Genomic DNA, 13,784 nt, shown 5'->3' with positions numbered 1-13,784 from the left:
ATGTGTCGCGCATGTACGTGTGATACGAGGGCGAATGGCGCGAGTGGGACGAGTGCGAACGATGCAAGCGGTGCCTCGTGGACGCGCAAATTATTTTTGGTTGAAAGCGGCGCTCTTCGGGACAAGTCGGTTTTTGTGCCCGAGTTGATCGAAGTCGAAATCCTCCTTCTTCCTCCAGGTTCGCTGTCATATAGTGGTTCTAGTCTTATAATGGACGAATTGCAGTAGTGCTTCTATCGATCGGAGAGGGTCATGGACCAAAAAATCACCGGGATCATCGCTCGCGCCCAGGAGGGGAAGGCACCGGCGTACGAGGAGGTCATGGAGCTGCTCGCGCTCGACGAGGCCTCGCCCGAGGCGACGGCGGTGCGCGGGGCGGCCAACGACCTCGTGCGCGCGAAGACGGGCAACGCCTGCGCTATGTGGGGACAAATCGGCATCGACGTGTACCCGTGCGAGGCGGACTGCCAATTCTGCTCGTTCGCCAAATCGACCACTTGCTTTACCGAGCATGTGACCATGTCCGTTGAGGAAGTCGTCAAGCGTGCGAAGGAATTTACCAAAGGCGGTGATCTGTACGGTCTGTGGCTCATGTGCATGAACAGCTACGATGAGGATTATTTCTTGGAGGTCGTGAAGGCCGTTCGCGCTGCCATCCCGCCCCAAACGATGTTGTTCTCCAACATCGGCGATACCGACGTCGAGTATTTCGAGAAGCTTAAAGCTGCTGGTCTCGACGGCGCGTACCACGTGAAGCGCATCGGCGAAGGAGAGCTCACCAAAATCGCTCCTGAGCGCCGCGAAGCGACCATTGCCGCAGCTCACGAGGCTGGTCTGCAAGTTCAGGATTGCTGTGAGCCCATCGGTGCCGAGACGCCCAACGAGGCGATCGCTACGCGCCTGTTCGAAATCAAGCAGCGCGACGACGATTACGGCGTCTACAACGGCTCGGGCGTCATGAAGCGCAACTCGGTGCCCGGCACGCGCTATGAGGGCCTGCAAAACGAGATTACCGACATGCGCCTTGCGCTCATCGGAGCAATCCAAGTGTTTGTGATGGTTGAGCAGTCGAAGATGCCCTGGTTCGCCATTCATGAGCCTAACTCCGTGAGCTTGCTTTCCGGCGGCAACAGCATTTGCGCGGAAACGGGCTTCAACCCGCGTGACACGGCCGAGGACACCGCCGGCAATCACGGGCTCGACGTGCCTGCTGTGCGTCAGATGTTCTACCAGGCGGGATTCCGCACGCTCGTGCGCGGTGACGGAACCCGCATCGAGCTCACGCCCGAGTATATGGAAGCGAAACTCGCCGAGTAGAAACGGAAAGCCCTCTCGCAAGGGCGCCGTCGAGGAATCGCCCTTGCGGGAGGGCTTGAAAGAGAGAGGACGGCAACGCAATGAAACGAGAGATCGCCGGGATCATCGCTCGCGCCCAGGAGGGGAAGGCGCCGACGTACGAGGAAGTCATGGAGCTGCTCGCGCTCGACGAGGCCTCGCCCGAGGCGACGGCGGTGCGCGGGGCGGCCAACGACCTCGTGCGCGCGAAGACGGGCAACGCCGCCGTGCTGCTCGGACAGATCGGCGTCGACGTGTACCCGTGCGAGGCGGACTGCCAATTCTGCAGCTTCGGCAAGAGCCACACCTGCTTCACCGAGCACGTGACCATGCCCATCGACGAGGTCGTCAAGCGCGCGAAGGAGTTCACCAAGGGCGGCGATCTGTACGCGCTCTATTTGATGACCATGCACTCGTTCGACAAGCAGTACTTCCTCGATTGCGTGCGCGCCGTGCGCGCTGCCGTTCCCGCGAGCACGCGGCTGGTCTCCAACATCGGCGACACCGACAGGGAATACTTCGAGCAGTTGAAGGCGGCGGGCCTAAATGCCATCTACCATGTGAAGCGCTTAGGTGAAGGCGAGCTCACGAAAATTTCGCCCGACCGTCGCGAGGCAACCATCCGTGCAGCTCACGAGGCGGGTCTTTCCATCCAGGACTGCTGCGAGCCCATCGGCGCCGAAACGCCCAACGAGGCGATCGCCACGCGCTTGTTCGAGATTCAGGCCCGCGGGCGCGAGATGGGGTTGCACGATTGCGCGGGCGTCATGAAGCGCAACTCGGTGCCTGGCACGCGCTATGAGGGCCTCGCCAACGAGATCACCGACATGCGCCTCGCGCTCATCGGGGCGATCGAGACTTTTGTCATGGTCGATCAGGACGACTTCCCCTGGATGGCCGTGCACGAGCCCAACACGGTGAGCCTTATGAGCGGCGCGAACACCATCTGGGCGGAAACGGGCTTCAACCCGCGCGACACCGCCGAGGACACCTCCGCTGGGCGTGGGCTCGACGTGCCTGCCGTGCGTCAGATGTTCTACCAGGCGGGATTCCGCATGCTCGTGCGGGGGGACGGCTCGCGCGTTGATTTGACGCCTGAATACATGGAGGCGAAGCTCGCCGAGTAGGGAATGCGGGCACGGACGTGTGAAGCTCGTGCGAGGCCCGCGCAAAGACTGGCGTCTAGAAATATCGGGCGGGCGCGTGTCCGCCCGACGGCTATTCACTGAGAGAGGGATGAATGGACAAAAAAATCGAAGAGATCATCTCCCGCGCGTGGGAAGGTAAGGCACCTACCTACGAAGAGGTTGTGGAAATGCTGGAGTGTGACGAGGCGAGCCCGGAGGCAACGGCTATCCGCGGCGCGGCCGATGGCATCCAGCGCGAGAAGACGGGCAATGCGGCGACTATCTGGGGGCAGATTGGAATCGAAGTCTACCCGTGCGAGGCGGACTGCCAGTTCTGCAGCTTCGGCAAGAGCCACACCTGCTTTACCGACCACGTCGTTATGCCTGTTGACGAGGTTGTTCGCCGTGCGGTCGAGTTCGCGAAGGGGGGTGACTTGTACGGGCTTTACCTTATGACGATGAACACGTTCGACGAGGATCACTACCTCGAGTGCGTGAAGGCCGTGCGCGCAGCCATTCCCACTGACGTGCGCCTTATTTCCAATATCGGCGACACGACGGAAAAATTCTTTAGGAAGCTCAAGGATGCGGGCGTGTCCGCCGTCTATCATGTCAAGCGCCTGGGCGAGGGTTGCCTCACCAAGATCACGCCCGAACGCCGCGAGCAGACCATCCACGCTGCGCATGCTGCCGGCCTTAAGGTGGAGGAATGCTGCGAGCCGGTCGGTGCGGAGACGCCGGTCGAGGACATTGCGACGCGGTTGATGGAAATTCGCCAGCGCGATGAGGACTTCGGCGGACTCGACACCACGGGCGTCATGAAACGCACGAGCGTTCCCGGCACGCGCTACGAGGGGCTGGAAAACGAGATCACCAACCTGCGCATGGCTCAGATGAACGCAATCGAGACGCTGCTCATGTGCGATCGTCCGCATGCTATTCACATGGGCCATCACGAGGCCAACCTAATCAGCCTTGTCAGCGGGTCGAACTGCGTTACCGCAGAGACGGGTTTCAACCCGCGCGACACTGCCGAGGACACCTCCGCCGCCCGCGGCCTGGACGTTCCCGCGGTGCGCGAGCTTTACTACCAGGCGGGATTTCGTCGTCTGATGAAGGGCGACGGCAGCTATGTCGATTTGACCCCTGAATATATGGAAGCGAAGCTTTCCGAGTAAGAGACGCGATGCGCGGGGGCGCAGGGTGCGACGCGCGGGGCGCGAAAGGGGAAGGTTGGCGACGGGGGTTGTCCCAGATGGGAGGCCTCCGCCGTTTTTACGCCTCGAGTTGCGCCAGGCGCTCGGCGAGGCGCTCGGCGCGTGCGTCGAGCATGAGCGTCTCGCTGTGGTTGTAGTAGGCGTCGCAGCCGTGCTTCGCGATGAAGGCGGAAAGCGTCTTGTTCATAGTCATCTCGTTGAGCGCCACCGTCATCTCGTTGCCTTCACCCCAGGCTGCATCCATGAAATCGAGGGCGGAGGTGAGCTCGGTCTCGATTATCGCCCCTTGCCGCTTGTGCTCGCCGAGCCTCTCGTTGAAGCTCGCGGCAATATCCCTCAAGCTCGCGCCGCCGCCCCCGAGCTTCGCCGCCCATGCCCGCAAGCTCTCGATCGCGCCGTGCTCGACGCTGCGGGCGAGCACGTCATTTCGGTAGCGCGCGGCGTCCGCTTCGAGTCTGCTCGCGTGCTCATCGGCTTCGCGTGAGAGCGTAGCTGCGGGGTCGGGTTCCTCCTTGGCTCGAACAAGTGCCGCTCGAAGCTCGGCAAGCTCGTGCTCCTGCTCGACGTCGCTTTCCGCATGGGCGGCGAGCGTGTCGATCAAAAGGCCGGCCAAGGCGGCTCGCTCGTCGAACCCGGCGTGCGCCGCCTTCTCGCGCAAAGACTCATCGGCTTTGCCGCCAAGGATGTCCTCGATGCGGTAGTCGGCGCTGTAGCTGCTGAAAAGACGCAGGTAAACGTAGAAATCCGAAGCGATCGACGCCGTTTGCAGGTATTGGCTCACCAGCTCGTCGTCGATTTCCAAGCCGTTTTTCTCGTACAGGCGCATCATGTTCGAGAGGTCCATCCAGGCGCGCGCGGTGACAAACTCGCGGCTTCGCCCCTTGGCCTCCATGTAATAGAAGCAGTCGGGGCGCATATCAAGGAAGCTAACGACCGCCGGATGCGCCCCGCACGCCATGGCGTACTCGCGCCATGCGGCAAGGTCGGGTTCCACCTCTATGCGCTTTACACGGTCCATCGTCACGACGTCGAATTGGCGCGCGCTCTTGTTGTATTCGAGCGGATTGCCGGCGCTGACGACTACCCAACCGTCGGGGACGCGGTGGTTGCCGAGCATCTTGCTCTGCAGGAAACGAAGCATCATGGGCATGAGCGTCTCGCTTACGCAGTTGATCTCGTCGAGGAACAGGATGCCCTCCTTGCGTCCCGTCTTCTCGATGCTCTCGTAGATGCTTGCGATGATTTCGCTCATCGTGTATTCCGAGATGTCGACGTCGCGCTCGCCGTAGCGGCGTTTCGTGATGAACGGCAGGCCCATGGCCGACTGGCGCGTGTGATGCGTCATAGAGTAGTCCACAAGCCCTAAGTCGAGCTCCGCCGCAACCTGCGCCATGATCGCGGTCTTGCCGATGCCAGGCGCCCCCAGAAGGAAAATCGGGCGCTGCGTCTCGATAGGCATCACGTACTCGCCGAAGGCGTCTTTGGTGAGGTACGCGACGCAAGTTTTTTTGACCTGCTCTTTTGCCTGCTTGATGTTCATCTATCGCTCGCTTTCGCTCGTAAGCTCGTCGGAATAGGTTAGTACCCTTGTTGCCCATGCGGGGCATGAGCCCGCCTCGTCGACAAAGACGAAGGCTGTATCCCACGGCGGCGCCTGGTCGGGGAAGGTTCCCTGCCCGTCCGTGAAGTAGATGAGCGCTTCCCAGTTTGCCACCGTGCCGTCGTCGGTCATGCGATCCATCAGCTCGAACACGGGGCGGAAGTCCGTGCCTCCGAAGCCCTTGAGTTCGAGCGAGGAAAGCCAATCGGCGACGTCGTCGCGCGTGCGCAGAAGGCGGGTGTTCTGCACCTGCGAATCGCATTGCACCATCCAGATGCGCGCCTCGTCGCCCACCGACGCGCTCTCCAAAAGCATCCCGCACGCCTTTGACGCGAAGGCCTCCACAAGCGGCCCGCTGCAGCTGCCGGATGTGTCGATGGTGATGCAGAAGTCCCTGATCTGGGGTGTCTCGCGGTATTCCAGGGGTTCTACCAGTGCGATCCCGTCCAACTCGCGCAGGCCGTAGCTGTAGTAGATGTAGTCGAACTCCTCGTCGTCGAGCGTCATGCTCTCGTGCGGCGCGGCGTAGATCTGCAGCAGCTCTTCTAAGCTCATCGTGCTTGCATGGGCGCCGCGAAGCTGGCTTGTGAGGGTGCTCGGCGCGGTGTCGTGCTCGCGCTGCATGTCCATCTCCGTTGCGATGGCGATCTCCTCCCAGCGCTGCTTGAGCTCGTGCTGCGCGTTGCTCTCTGTCTGCGATTGGTCGGGTTCGAGACCCTCGGGCTTTTCGAACCACAGCTCGTGGCTGTCCATGCCGATGGCGATTTCCAGCTTGGCGAGCTCCTCCTGGCTTAGGCCCTCGCGCACAAGCAGCGCGTAGAACGCCTGCGCAGTCGGCTGCTCGACGCGGTGTGCCCATTCGGAGATGCGGCAGTCGCGCTCGTCGTCTTTGTAGGTGATCGCGTCGCATTCCAGCTGGCCGAGAACGCAGCCGACCGACAGATCGCAGGCAACGCTCCAGGTGAGCGGGTCGATGTCGGCGCGTGGGAAGGGGTGGCGCAACAGGCAGTGCGCGATCATATGCAGGTAGGCGCGCGTGATGACCTGCCGCGCACCCTTGAAGTTGTTCAGAACGAAGGCGGGGGAGAAGAGCGCTTCGTGTCCGTCGGTCATGCATCCGCCGCGGTCCATCTGGATGCGGTGCGGCAGGCGCGCGAGCGGACGGTTCGTGAACTTGATGCTCGTGAGCAGGGCGTCGCGGCAAAGCGCGACAATGTTGTCGGCGAGCGATGCCGCCTCGTCGAGCAGCTCGGAGGGATGCGCGTTTTGGGCCATGCTAGAACTCCAGCAGGTCGAGCTCGTCTGCGGCGGAAGAAACGTTTTGCGCCGCGCGCATGATGAGCGCGGCTCCCTGCGCGTTGTTCGCCCCCTGCGCGGCGGCAAGGGCGTCGTCAAGCCAGGATTGTTCCAAGTTTTCCCAGGTGAGCACAGTGGAAAGACCGGGAAGGGCGCTCGTTCCTGCCGCGGCGAGCGTCGCAAGTAGGCTCGCTGTGCAGTCGCACGCCTCGGTGCAACTGCGGCATGCGATCTCCGAGAGCTTGCAGGCGAACTCCGGCTGGCGCCCGTACGATCCCCACCAGCTGCGATGGATGGAACAGGGGTGCCCCTCCGTGCGCTCGAAGATGAGCGAGAGCGTCTCTAAGGTGCGCTGCGGCGTGGCGAGCCGCGCCCAGAGGTCCTTCTCGCTCGCGGCGAGATCGCTTCTGTTTTTCCGCAAATCTTCCGGGACGTCGTCGCGCATGCCGTCGGAGAGTCGCGCGCCCCCCGCGGCCAAGGCGCGCGCGAGCTTGGGCTTGTCGCTTCGCAGGGCGAGCGAGAGCAGCTCGGCCTTGTCGTTTGCGGAAAGCAGCCCGTGCGCGAGCAGCTGCTCGATAGGTCCAAGCGACGCGTCACTTTCCACGACGGGAAGATAGTAGCTTCGCTGGGCTTTGCAATAGCGATAGTCCTCCAGGAAACCAAGCAAGCCGCGCATGCTTTTCGCCTGTTCAATAGCTCGCTTTGCCGCCTTATCATCGGTGACGGCGAGGTGGAAGCCGAGTCGCCCCATAAGAAGGGACGCATCCGCCATGCCCGAGGAGACAGCCGTGCTGAAGCAGCGCCCGGTGAACTCGACGAGTCCCGCCCGGGGGCCTTCGAGCCAGTCGACCACGGCGCGCTCATCGCCCGCTTCCACGAGCGCAGAGAGCTCTTTTTCTGCTTCGATTGCCGTATCGTGCGGCACAGGCATCCTCCTTCAAGCGCCTTTCGCCAACATGATACCCCTGCTGTCTATAGGCTATTGTCTAATATGGGATTCCGTCTTAATATCAACTAAGTTCGGTTTGAATCAATCGAGGGGGTTTCCATGCCTTTGCCAAGCGTTGACGAAGAGGTCTTGCGCATCGCCGATTACTGCATGGACGGCAAAACGCTCACGCATAAGGACGCAGTTTACCTGTGCGATGTCGAGCCCTTCACGCCTGAGGATCATATTTTGAACTACGTCGCGCGTGAGCGTCATTTCAAAACCGCGAACGGCATCGCCGAGGTGCACGGGCAGATCGGCATGGACGCGAATCCCTGCCCAGCCAACTGCGAGTTCTGTTCGTTCGCCGTTGGCAACGAGGCGCGTCCGAACGGCCGTCATGAGATGCCGATCGAGACGGTGCTCCACTACGCGCACGACTATTACGACAACGGCGCGAACGTCTTGACGCTCATGATCACCGTCGACTACGACTTCGAGAAATTCCTGCGCTTCATCGAGGCTGCGCACAAGGAGCTGCCGGACTTCCCCATCATGGCGAACATGGGCGACTTCGACCTCTCCATGGCGCGCGAGCTTAAGGCCGCAGGTGCGGGGAGCGTCTACCATGCCATTCGCATGGGGGAGGGCGAGATTAACAACTTGAGCGTTGATGCGCGCGTGAAGACGATCGAGGCGGCGCATGAAGCGGGCCTTAAGGTTTCCACGTGCACCGAACTCATCCGTCCAGGGCTTCGGGCCGAGGACATCGTCGCCGCGCTTGAGCGGGAGGTATCGCTTGAGCCCGAGTCGGGCTTTGCGGGCGGGTTTATCGCCGTTCCCGGCACGAAGATGTTCGATGCGCCGCGCTACAGCTGGTCGAAGATCGGTGTGTTCGGCAATATCCTCCGCCTTCTGACGCCCGAAGGGAAGATGCCCTTCGGCAGCGGCAACCATAGCTGGGCCGAAGTTGGGACAAACCCACGCGACGACAAAAACGAAACTGAGAGGGGAGGCCTTGGCCCCGATCTCCTAAAAAGCCGCATGGAGTTTGAGAACAAAGAATGGACGGTCCCCTTCGGGCCTTCGAAGTTTTGGTAAGAAGCGCGGGCGAGCCAAGATGGGTCTCAGCGGGCGCCTATGATTGCGCGCTCGCTTAACCGGATAGCGTATGGTGATGCGGCGGAAGACTGCCGCAGTGAAAGCAGGAGAGGGACGACAATGACGCAGGTATTCGACGAGGAAATCTACGACATCGTGGAGCGGGGCCTTTTGGGCAAGGGGCTCACCGAGGCGGAAACGCTCAAGCTCTACCAGGTGCAGGAAACTTCGAAGGAAGCGGCCTATATCCGCTGGGCTGGCCAGGAGCTTTCCCTTCGCGCTGCCGACGGCAAGGCGGAAATCCACGCACAGATCGGCTTGAACTCCACCATCTGCCCGAAAAACTGCAAGTTCTGCTCGTTCGCGTCGTGCAACTCTTCGCGCAAGGGCAAGTTCGAACTGGCAAAGGAAGACGTGCTCGAGTATGCGAAGATTTACATGGAAGATGGTGCGAACCTCATGCTCTTGCTCACCACGGCGAGCTACAGCTTCGAGAAACTCGTCGACATGGTGGGAAGCGTGCGCGAGGTAATCGGCGACGACATGCCGCTTCTGGTGAACACCGACGACATGACGCTCGAGCGCACGACGGCGCTCAAGGCGGCGGGCGCGAACGGTGCGTACCATGCCGTTCGCATGCGTGAGGGCGTCGATACCGAAATCCCTGTTGAGATGCGCATGGAGACGTTCGCGAATCTGGCTGCGGCGGGCATGAGCCTCTCTACCTGCGTGGAACCCGTTGGCCCCGAGCACACGCCCGAGGAAATCACCGAGGCGACCTTCCGCTGCATCGGCACGCACCCCGTGTCGGCGGGCGTGGGCAAGCGCGTTGCCGTTCCAGGCACGCAGCTCTACGACCTGGGCATGCGCACGGACGTTTCGAACGCGAACATGGTGGCAATCTACCGTTTGGCAAGTGGAATCGAGCCGCGCCTCAACTGCTCGGCGAACACGGTGATGACGGCGGCGTCGGGTGCGAACCTCGCCTGGGCGGAAGTGGGGACGAACCCGCGTGACACGGTGGAGCGCACCGAGCACGGCGGGCGCGGTGCAAGCTTCGCGCAGCAGCGCAAAATGTTTTTGGCGTCTGGTTGGGAAATCGTCGACGGTCCCTCGAAGGGCTGGATGCTCTAGGATTTCGAACTCGATGAACCCTTTTGCCGATATATTCGAGCCCGCGGTGCCCGCACCCCTAGAAGATGAGGGGCGCTGCGGGTTTTCCCTCACGCTCGAGCGCTATTATTCCCGCGATGCGGCGCACGTCGTCGTGCCCTTCGGCGCAACGCAGATTCTTCCTGAGGCATTTCGCGGCCATGGGGAAATCGAGTCGATCGAGCTGCCGCGAACGCTCGAGTCGATCGGGAAGGCCGCCTTTCGGGACTGCACGGGGCTGCGCAAAATCGCTGTGCCCGAGTCCGTGTTCGAAATCGGCGAACGTGCCTTTTCGGGGTGCGCCTTCCTTCGCGAGGCGGCGCTTCCGCGCGCGCTCATGGCGGTTGCGCCCTCGACGTTTTCCCGATGCGCCTCCTTGGAAGTCGTGCACGGGGGTGATGAGGTTTACGAAGTGGGAGCGAGCGCGTTTTCCGGATGCGGCAGCTTGCGCGAGATGCCGGCGTTTTCCCGCTTGGAGTCGCTCGGCGCCGAGGCGTTCGCGGGATGCGGCTCGCTTTCCCGGGCGATGCTGCCGGCGACGGTCCGCGCGATCGGCGCCGAGGCGTTTCGCAATTGTCGTGCGCTCGCTGAGGCGCGCATTCCCGAGTCGGCGGAATCGTTGGGACATGACATTTTCTCGGGGTGCATGGGCATACGTTCGATTGAGGGCGCCGACGCGCTCGTTTCCCGCTTCCCCGACGCCTTCCCGCGCGGGGTTGCCGCCTCCCGCGGGTTTCTGCGCTCTCAGGATCGATCTGGCCAGGTCAGGGCTTATCTCCATGCCCATGCGAACGAAATCGAGTCCCTTCAAGGCGACGTCGAGAAGTCGCGGGAGAAGGCGGGGCGAATCGCGCGCGAGATCGAAGAGACCGGCGTGCTGGAGCGCGCCCGCCGAAAGCAGCTCTCCGAATCGCTCTCCTCGGAGCGTCGCACCCTTCGCGATCTGAGAAAGAGGCTCGATAGCTTCGAGAATCCCTCCGACGAGGCGCTTCTCGACATGATTTCGCGCTCCTAGCAGCTGCGGTCGACCGCGTGGGGCCGTCCGCCGCCCTTCTCCATCATCTCAAATATATTCCAATATCAACTATTGGACATTCTCAACTATGTGAGATAAACTACCGTAGTTATTTTGTGAACCAACATGACGAGGAAAGGAATCCATGGCGCGCGACGCGGCGAAAGAAAGCAACAGGAGCTTCTCCGAGTGGTTTTTCGGCAAGTTCTCGCTTGCGAAGCCGAAAGAGATAGCGAAGCTCATCTGCCCTCTCATCGCGATGATCCTCATGATGATCGTGAACGGTGCCGCGCAGGACGTGTATCCCGCAGACGAGACGACCGTCTATTATCCCATCTTCATCCGCGCGTCGATCGTGGTGTACGCCGCGCTTATCGTCGCGAGCGTTTGGTTCGAATATGCGCGCCGCCATTTTCTGAAATGGTGGGGTCTTGTCATCTTCGTCTACCTGGCGACGGGCATCTACAACCTGTGCACGTTGAAATCGGGCATCCTCGAGCTGCCGTATTTCCCGTCGTTCGAAAGCATGCTCGCGTACTGTTTCGAGCATTACGGCAGGATTGCGGGCGATCTGTTCAACTCTGTTACGCTTTACCTGCAAGGTGTTTTCATAGGTGGCGTCCTGGGATTTCTTTGGGGCTCGGCCATGGGGTACAGCAAGCATGCTAACTACTGGCTCAACCCCATTATCAAGATTATCGGCCCTGTTCCAGGCGTTGCCTGGGTGACGATCTCCCTCGTTTTAGCGCCTTCCAACCACTTCGCGGCGCTCATCGTCATCGCATCGACCACGTGGTTCCCGCTTTCGGTGAACCTGGCCGGCGGCATTCGCTCGGTCAGCCGCGCGAGCATCGAGCGCGCGCAGACGCTCGGGGCTTCGAACTGGTACATCATCCGCCATGTGGTCTATCCCGCCGCTGCGCCGAGCATCTTCACGGGTCTGTTCATGGCATTCTGCTTCTCGCTTACTTCGCTTGTTACCGCCGAAGTTATGGGCGTGAGCGGCGGCCTTGGCTGGCGCATCTCATGGGCGCAGAGCTACATGGCCTACGACATCATCTACACCATCGCGATCATCTTCATCGCGATGGCCTTCGTCCTCATCACCATTCTGTTCGTTATCCAGCGTCACACCATGAGCTGGTCAAAGGAGGTTGTCCAGTGGTAGACGCCAAGGAATCGACCGCTGTTCGCGAGGCCGACAAGCGCCTTGTCGCGAAAGACGTGCTGCGCGTGTTCGACGATGCCGACAAGGGCGAGCTCACCGCCCTTCATGACTTCGACCTCGAGGCGGAACACGGCGAGATCGTCGCGCTCATCGGGCCTTCCGGCTGCGGCAAGTCGACGTTTCTGCGCCTTGTCGCCGGCCTGGACAAAGCGCAGGGCGGCACCATCGAATACGGCGGCGAGCCCATCAAGGGGCCCTCGTACAACCGCGGCTTCGTGTTCCAGGAAACGAACCTCTACCCCTGGCTTACCGTCGAGAAGAACATCGCCTTCGGCCTGAAAGCTCGCGGCGTCTACAAACAGCAGAAGCATCGCGTTCAGGAAATGATTGACCTCATGGGCCTTTCGGGATTCGAGAAATCCTACCCGCACCAGATTTCGGGCGGCATGGCAGCGCGCGTCGCAATCGCCCAAACGTTCGTGCAGGACCCGGGCATCATCCTTCTCGACGAGCCGCTCTCCGCGCTCGACGCGTTCACCCGCGCGGTCATCCAGGACGAGATCTTAAAGATGCGCGACCGTTTCAAGCCGATCATCCTCATGGTGACGCACGACATCGAGGAGGCCGTCTACATGGCCGACCGCATCGTGGTGCTCAGCCCGCGTCCGGGCACGAACATCGGCGAGATCGTGGTCGACATGCCCCACCCGCGCGATCGCATCTCCCCGCAGTTCATCGAGTACCGCCATGCGGTCATGGACATGCTCCAGTTCGACTAGGTGCACCGCATGGCGAACGTTGATTTGAAAGAAGAGCAGCGCAAGGAAGAGGAACGGCTTTTCATCAAGAAGAAAAAGCCCCTCATCTGCCGCGCATCCTTAAAAGACGCGTTGACGATGCTTGTCCCGTTTTTGGGCATGGCGATTTCGGCGTTGGAGTTTTCCCTGCTCCCGCAGGTACACCCGATGAAGGTGCAGTACCACGCGGAAACCTGGCTGCCGACGCTCGCCGTCTGCGCGATTGTCTATGCCGTGCTGTATCTGGTCTCGCTGTTTGTGCGGCCGGTGCGCGAGAAGGTGTCGCATGTCTCATGGTTCGTCTGCGCCGTCTTCCTGTTCTTCACGTTGCAAGATTACCTGACGCTCCGCACGGGAATCTTGAAGCTGCCCTTCATCCCCTCGCCCGACAAGATCATGCACGAGCTCATCGTGAACATCGACGTCATCATGGGCGATGCGGCGTCGTCGATGACCACGCTGTTCTCCGGCCTCGCCATCGGCATCACGCTCGGCTTCGTCTCGGGCGTTGCGTGCGGCTGCGTGCGATTGGTCGACTACTGGGTGAACCCGCTTCTGAAGGTCGTCGGTCCGGTTCCCGCGCTCATCTGGATGCCCATCTTCTTCGTGACGTTCCACTCGAGCAACATCGCCGCGCTTGCGGCGGTCGTGCTCGCGTCGTGGTTCCCGCTCACGCTCATGATCTCGAGCGCCATCAAGACCATCGACCGCGGGCTTATCGAGCGAGCAGAAACGCTTGGCGCCTCGAAGATGTACGTGGTGATTCACGTCATGCTGCCGAATTCCATCCCAGCTATTGCAAATGCTCTGTTCATGGCGCTATCGCATTCGTTCGGCGCCATGGCGGCAACCGAGCTGTGCGGTGTTAACTCTGGGTTGATGTTCCGAATCCAGTACACCCGCGTCATGGCCAACTACGGCGAGGTGTTCGCGATCATCGGCGTGATGATCGTCATCTTCTCGACGCTCACCGCGATTATGTTCGCGTTCAGGAACTGGCTTTTGCGTTGGCAGAAGGGACTCGCGCGCTGGTAGAAGGCAGGTATCT

Annotated in this window: 12 protein-coding genes; 9 read left to right on the top strand and 3 right to left on the bottom strand. The window is 61.3% G+C overall.

Going from position 1 to position 13,784, the window contains the following annotated elements; all coding sequences use genetic code 11:
* The first annotated feature begins 252 nt into the window (after positions 1-252).
* From Q0I65_RS03930 to Q0I65_RS03920, 3 genes are all read left to right on the top strand, one after another.
* On the top strand, positions 253-1,317 hold the full coding sequence (locus tag Q0I65_RS03930) for a hypothetical protein (RefSeq protein WP_296060104.1): 1,065 nt from the start codon (positions 253-255) through the stop codon (positions 1,315-1,317).
* A gap of 80 nt (positions 1,318-1,397) precedes the next feature.
* A complete protein-coding gene (locus tag Q0I65_RS03925) occupies positions 1,398-2,462 on the top strand; it encodes a radical SAM protein (RefSeq protein WP_296060101.1) in 1,065 nt (354 codons plus the stop codon).
* 113 nt (positions 2,463-2,575) lie between these two features.
* Positions 2,576-3,640, top strand: a complete 1,065-nt coding sequence (locus Q0I65_RS03920) for a radical SAM protein (RefSeq protein ID WP_296060099.1) — start codon at positions 2,576-2,578, stop codon at positions 3,638-3,640.
* A 97-nt stretch (positions 3,641-3,737) separates the two neighbouring features.
* On the opposite strand, the gene Q0I65_RS03915 is transcribed toward Q0I65_RS03920, so the two are convergent.
* The 3 genes from Q0I65_RS03915 to Q0I65_RS03905 are packed head-to-tail and all read right to left on the bottom strand — an operon-like array spanning position 3,738 to position 7,500.
* Positions 3,738-5,219 carry an AAA family ATPase gene (locus Q0I65_RS03915; RefSeq protein ID WP_296060097.1) on the bottom strand — a complete coding sequence of 494 codons (1,482 nt, stop codon included), beginning with the start codon at positions 5,217-5,219 and terminating at the stop codon, positions 3,738-3,740.
* Complete coding sequence (locus Q0I65_RS03910) at positions 5,220-6,554, bottom strand: VWA-like domain-containing protein (protein ID WP_296060094.1); 1,335 nt, start codon at positions 6,552-6,554, stop codon at positions 5,220-5,222. It lies immediately after the preceding gene.
* A gap of 1 nt (position 6,555) precedes the next feature.
* Positions 6,556-7,500, bottom strand: a complete 945-nt coding sequence (locus Q0I65_RS03905; RefSeq protein WP_296060091.1) for a hypothetical protein — start codon at positions 7,498-7,500, stop codon at positions 6,556-6,558.
* Positions 7,501-7,623: 123 nt separating this feature from the next.
* Here Q0I65_RS03905 and Q0I65_RS03900 point away from each other — a divergent pair, with 123 nt between their 5' ends.
* The 6 genes from Q0I65_RS03900 (at position 7,624) to Q0I65_RS03875 (ending at position 13,771) form a co-directional block, all read left to right on the top strand.
* Entirely contained in the window at positions 7,624-8,604 is a 981-nt protein-coding gene (locus tag Q0I65_RS03900) for a radical SAM protein (protein ID WP_296060089.1), read from the top strand.
* A gap of 120 nt (positions 8,605-8,724) precedes the next feature.
* Positions 8,725-9,738: a hypothetical protein gene (locus Q0I65_RS03895; RefSeq protein WP_296060086.1), complete on the top strand. Its 1,014-nt coding sequence runs from the start codon at positions 8,725-8,727 to the stop codon at positions 9,736-9,738.
* A gap of 13 nt (positions 9,739-9,751) precedes the next feature.
* On the top strand, positions 9,752-10,771 hold the full coding sequence (locus Q0I65_RS03890) for a leucine-rich repeat protein (protein WP_296060083.1): 1,020 nt from the start codon (positions 9,752-9,754) through the stop codon (positions 10,769-10,771).
* A gap of 145 nt (positions 10,772-10,916) precedes the next feature.
* Positions 10,917-11,939 (top strand): ABC transporter permease subunit, encoded by a 1,023-nt coding sequence (locus tag Q0I65_RS03885; protein ID WP_296060081.1) that lies wholly within the window; start codon positions 10,917-10,919, stop codon positions 11,937-11,939.
* A complete protein-coding gene (locus Q0I65_RS03880) occupies positions 11,933-12,718 on the top strand; it encodes an ABC transporter ATP-binding protein (protein WP_296060079.1) in 786 nt (261 codons plus the stop codon). Before Q0I65_RS03885 ends, Q0I65_RS03880 begins: the two co-directional genes overlap by 7 nt.
* 9 nt (positions 12,719-12,727) lie before the next feature.
* Positions 12,728-13,771 (top strand): ABC transporter permease subunit, encoded by a 1,044-nt coding sequence (locus Q0I65_RS03875; protein WP_296060076.1) that lies wholly within the window; start codon positions 12,728-12,730, stop codon positions 13,769-13,771.
* The last annotated feature ends 13 nt before the right edge of the window (positions 13,772-13,784 follow it).

Source organism: uncultured Ellagibacter sp., assembly GCF_934643285.1.
Taxonomy (GTDB): Bacteria; Actinomycetota; Coriobacteriia; order Coriobacteriales; family Eggerthellaceae; genus Ellagibacter.
Note: the sequence above shows the minus strand (reverse complement) of the source record. Positions and strands in the feature narration are given on the sequence as shown.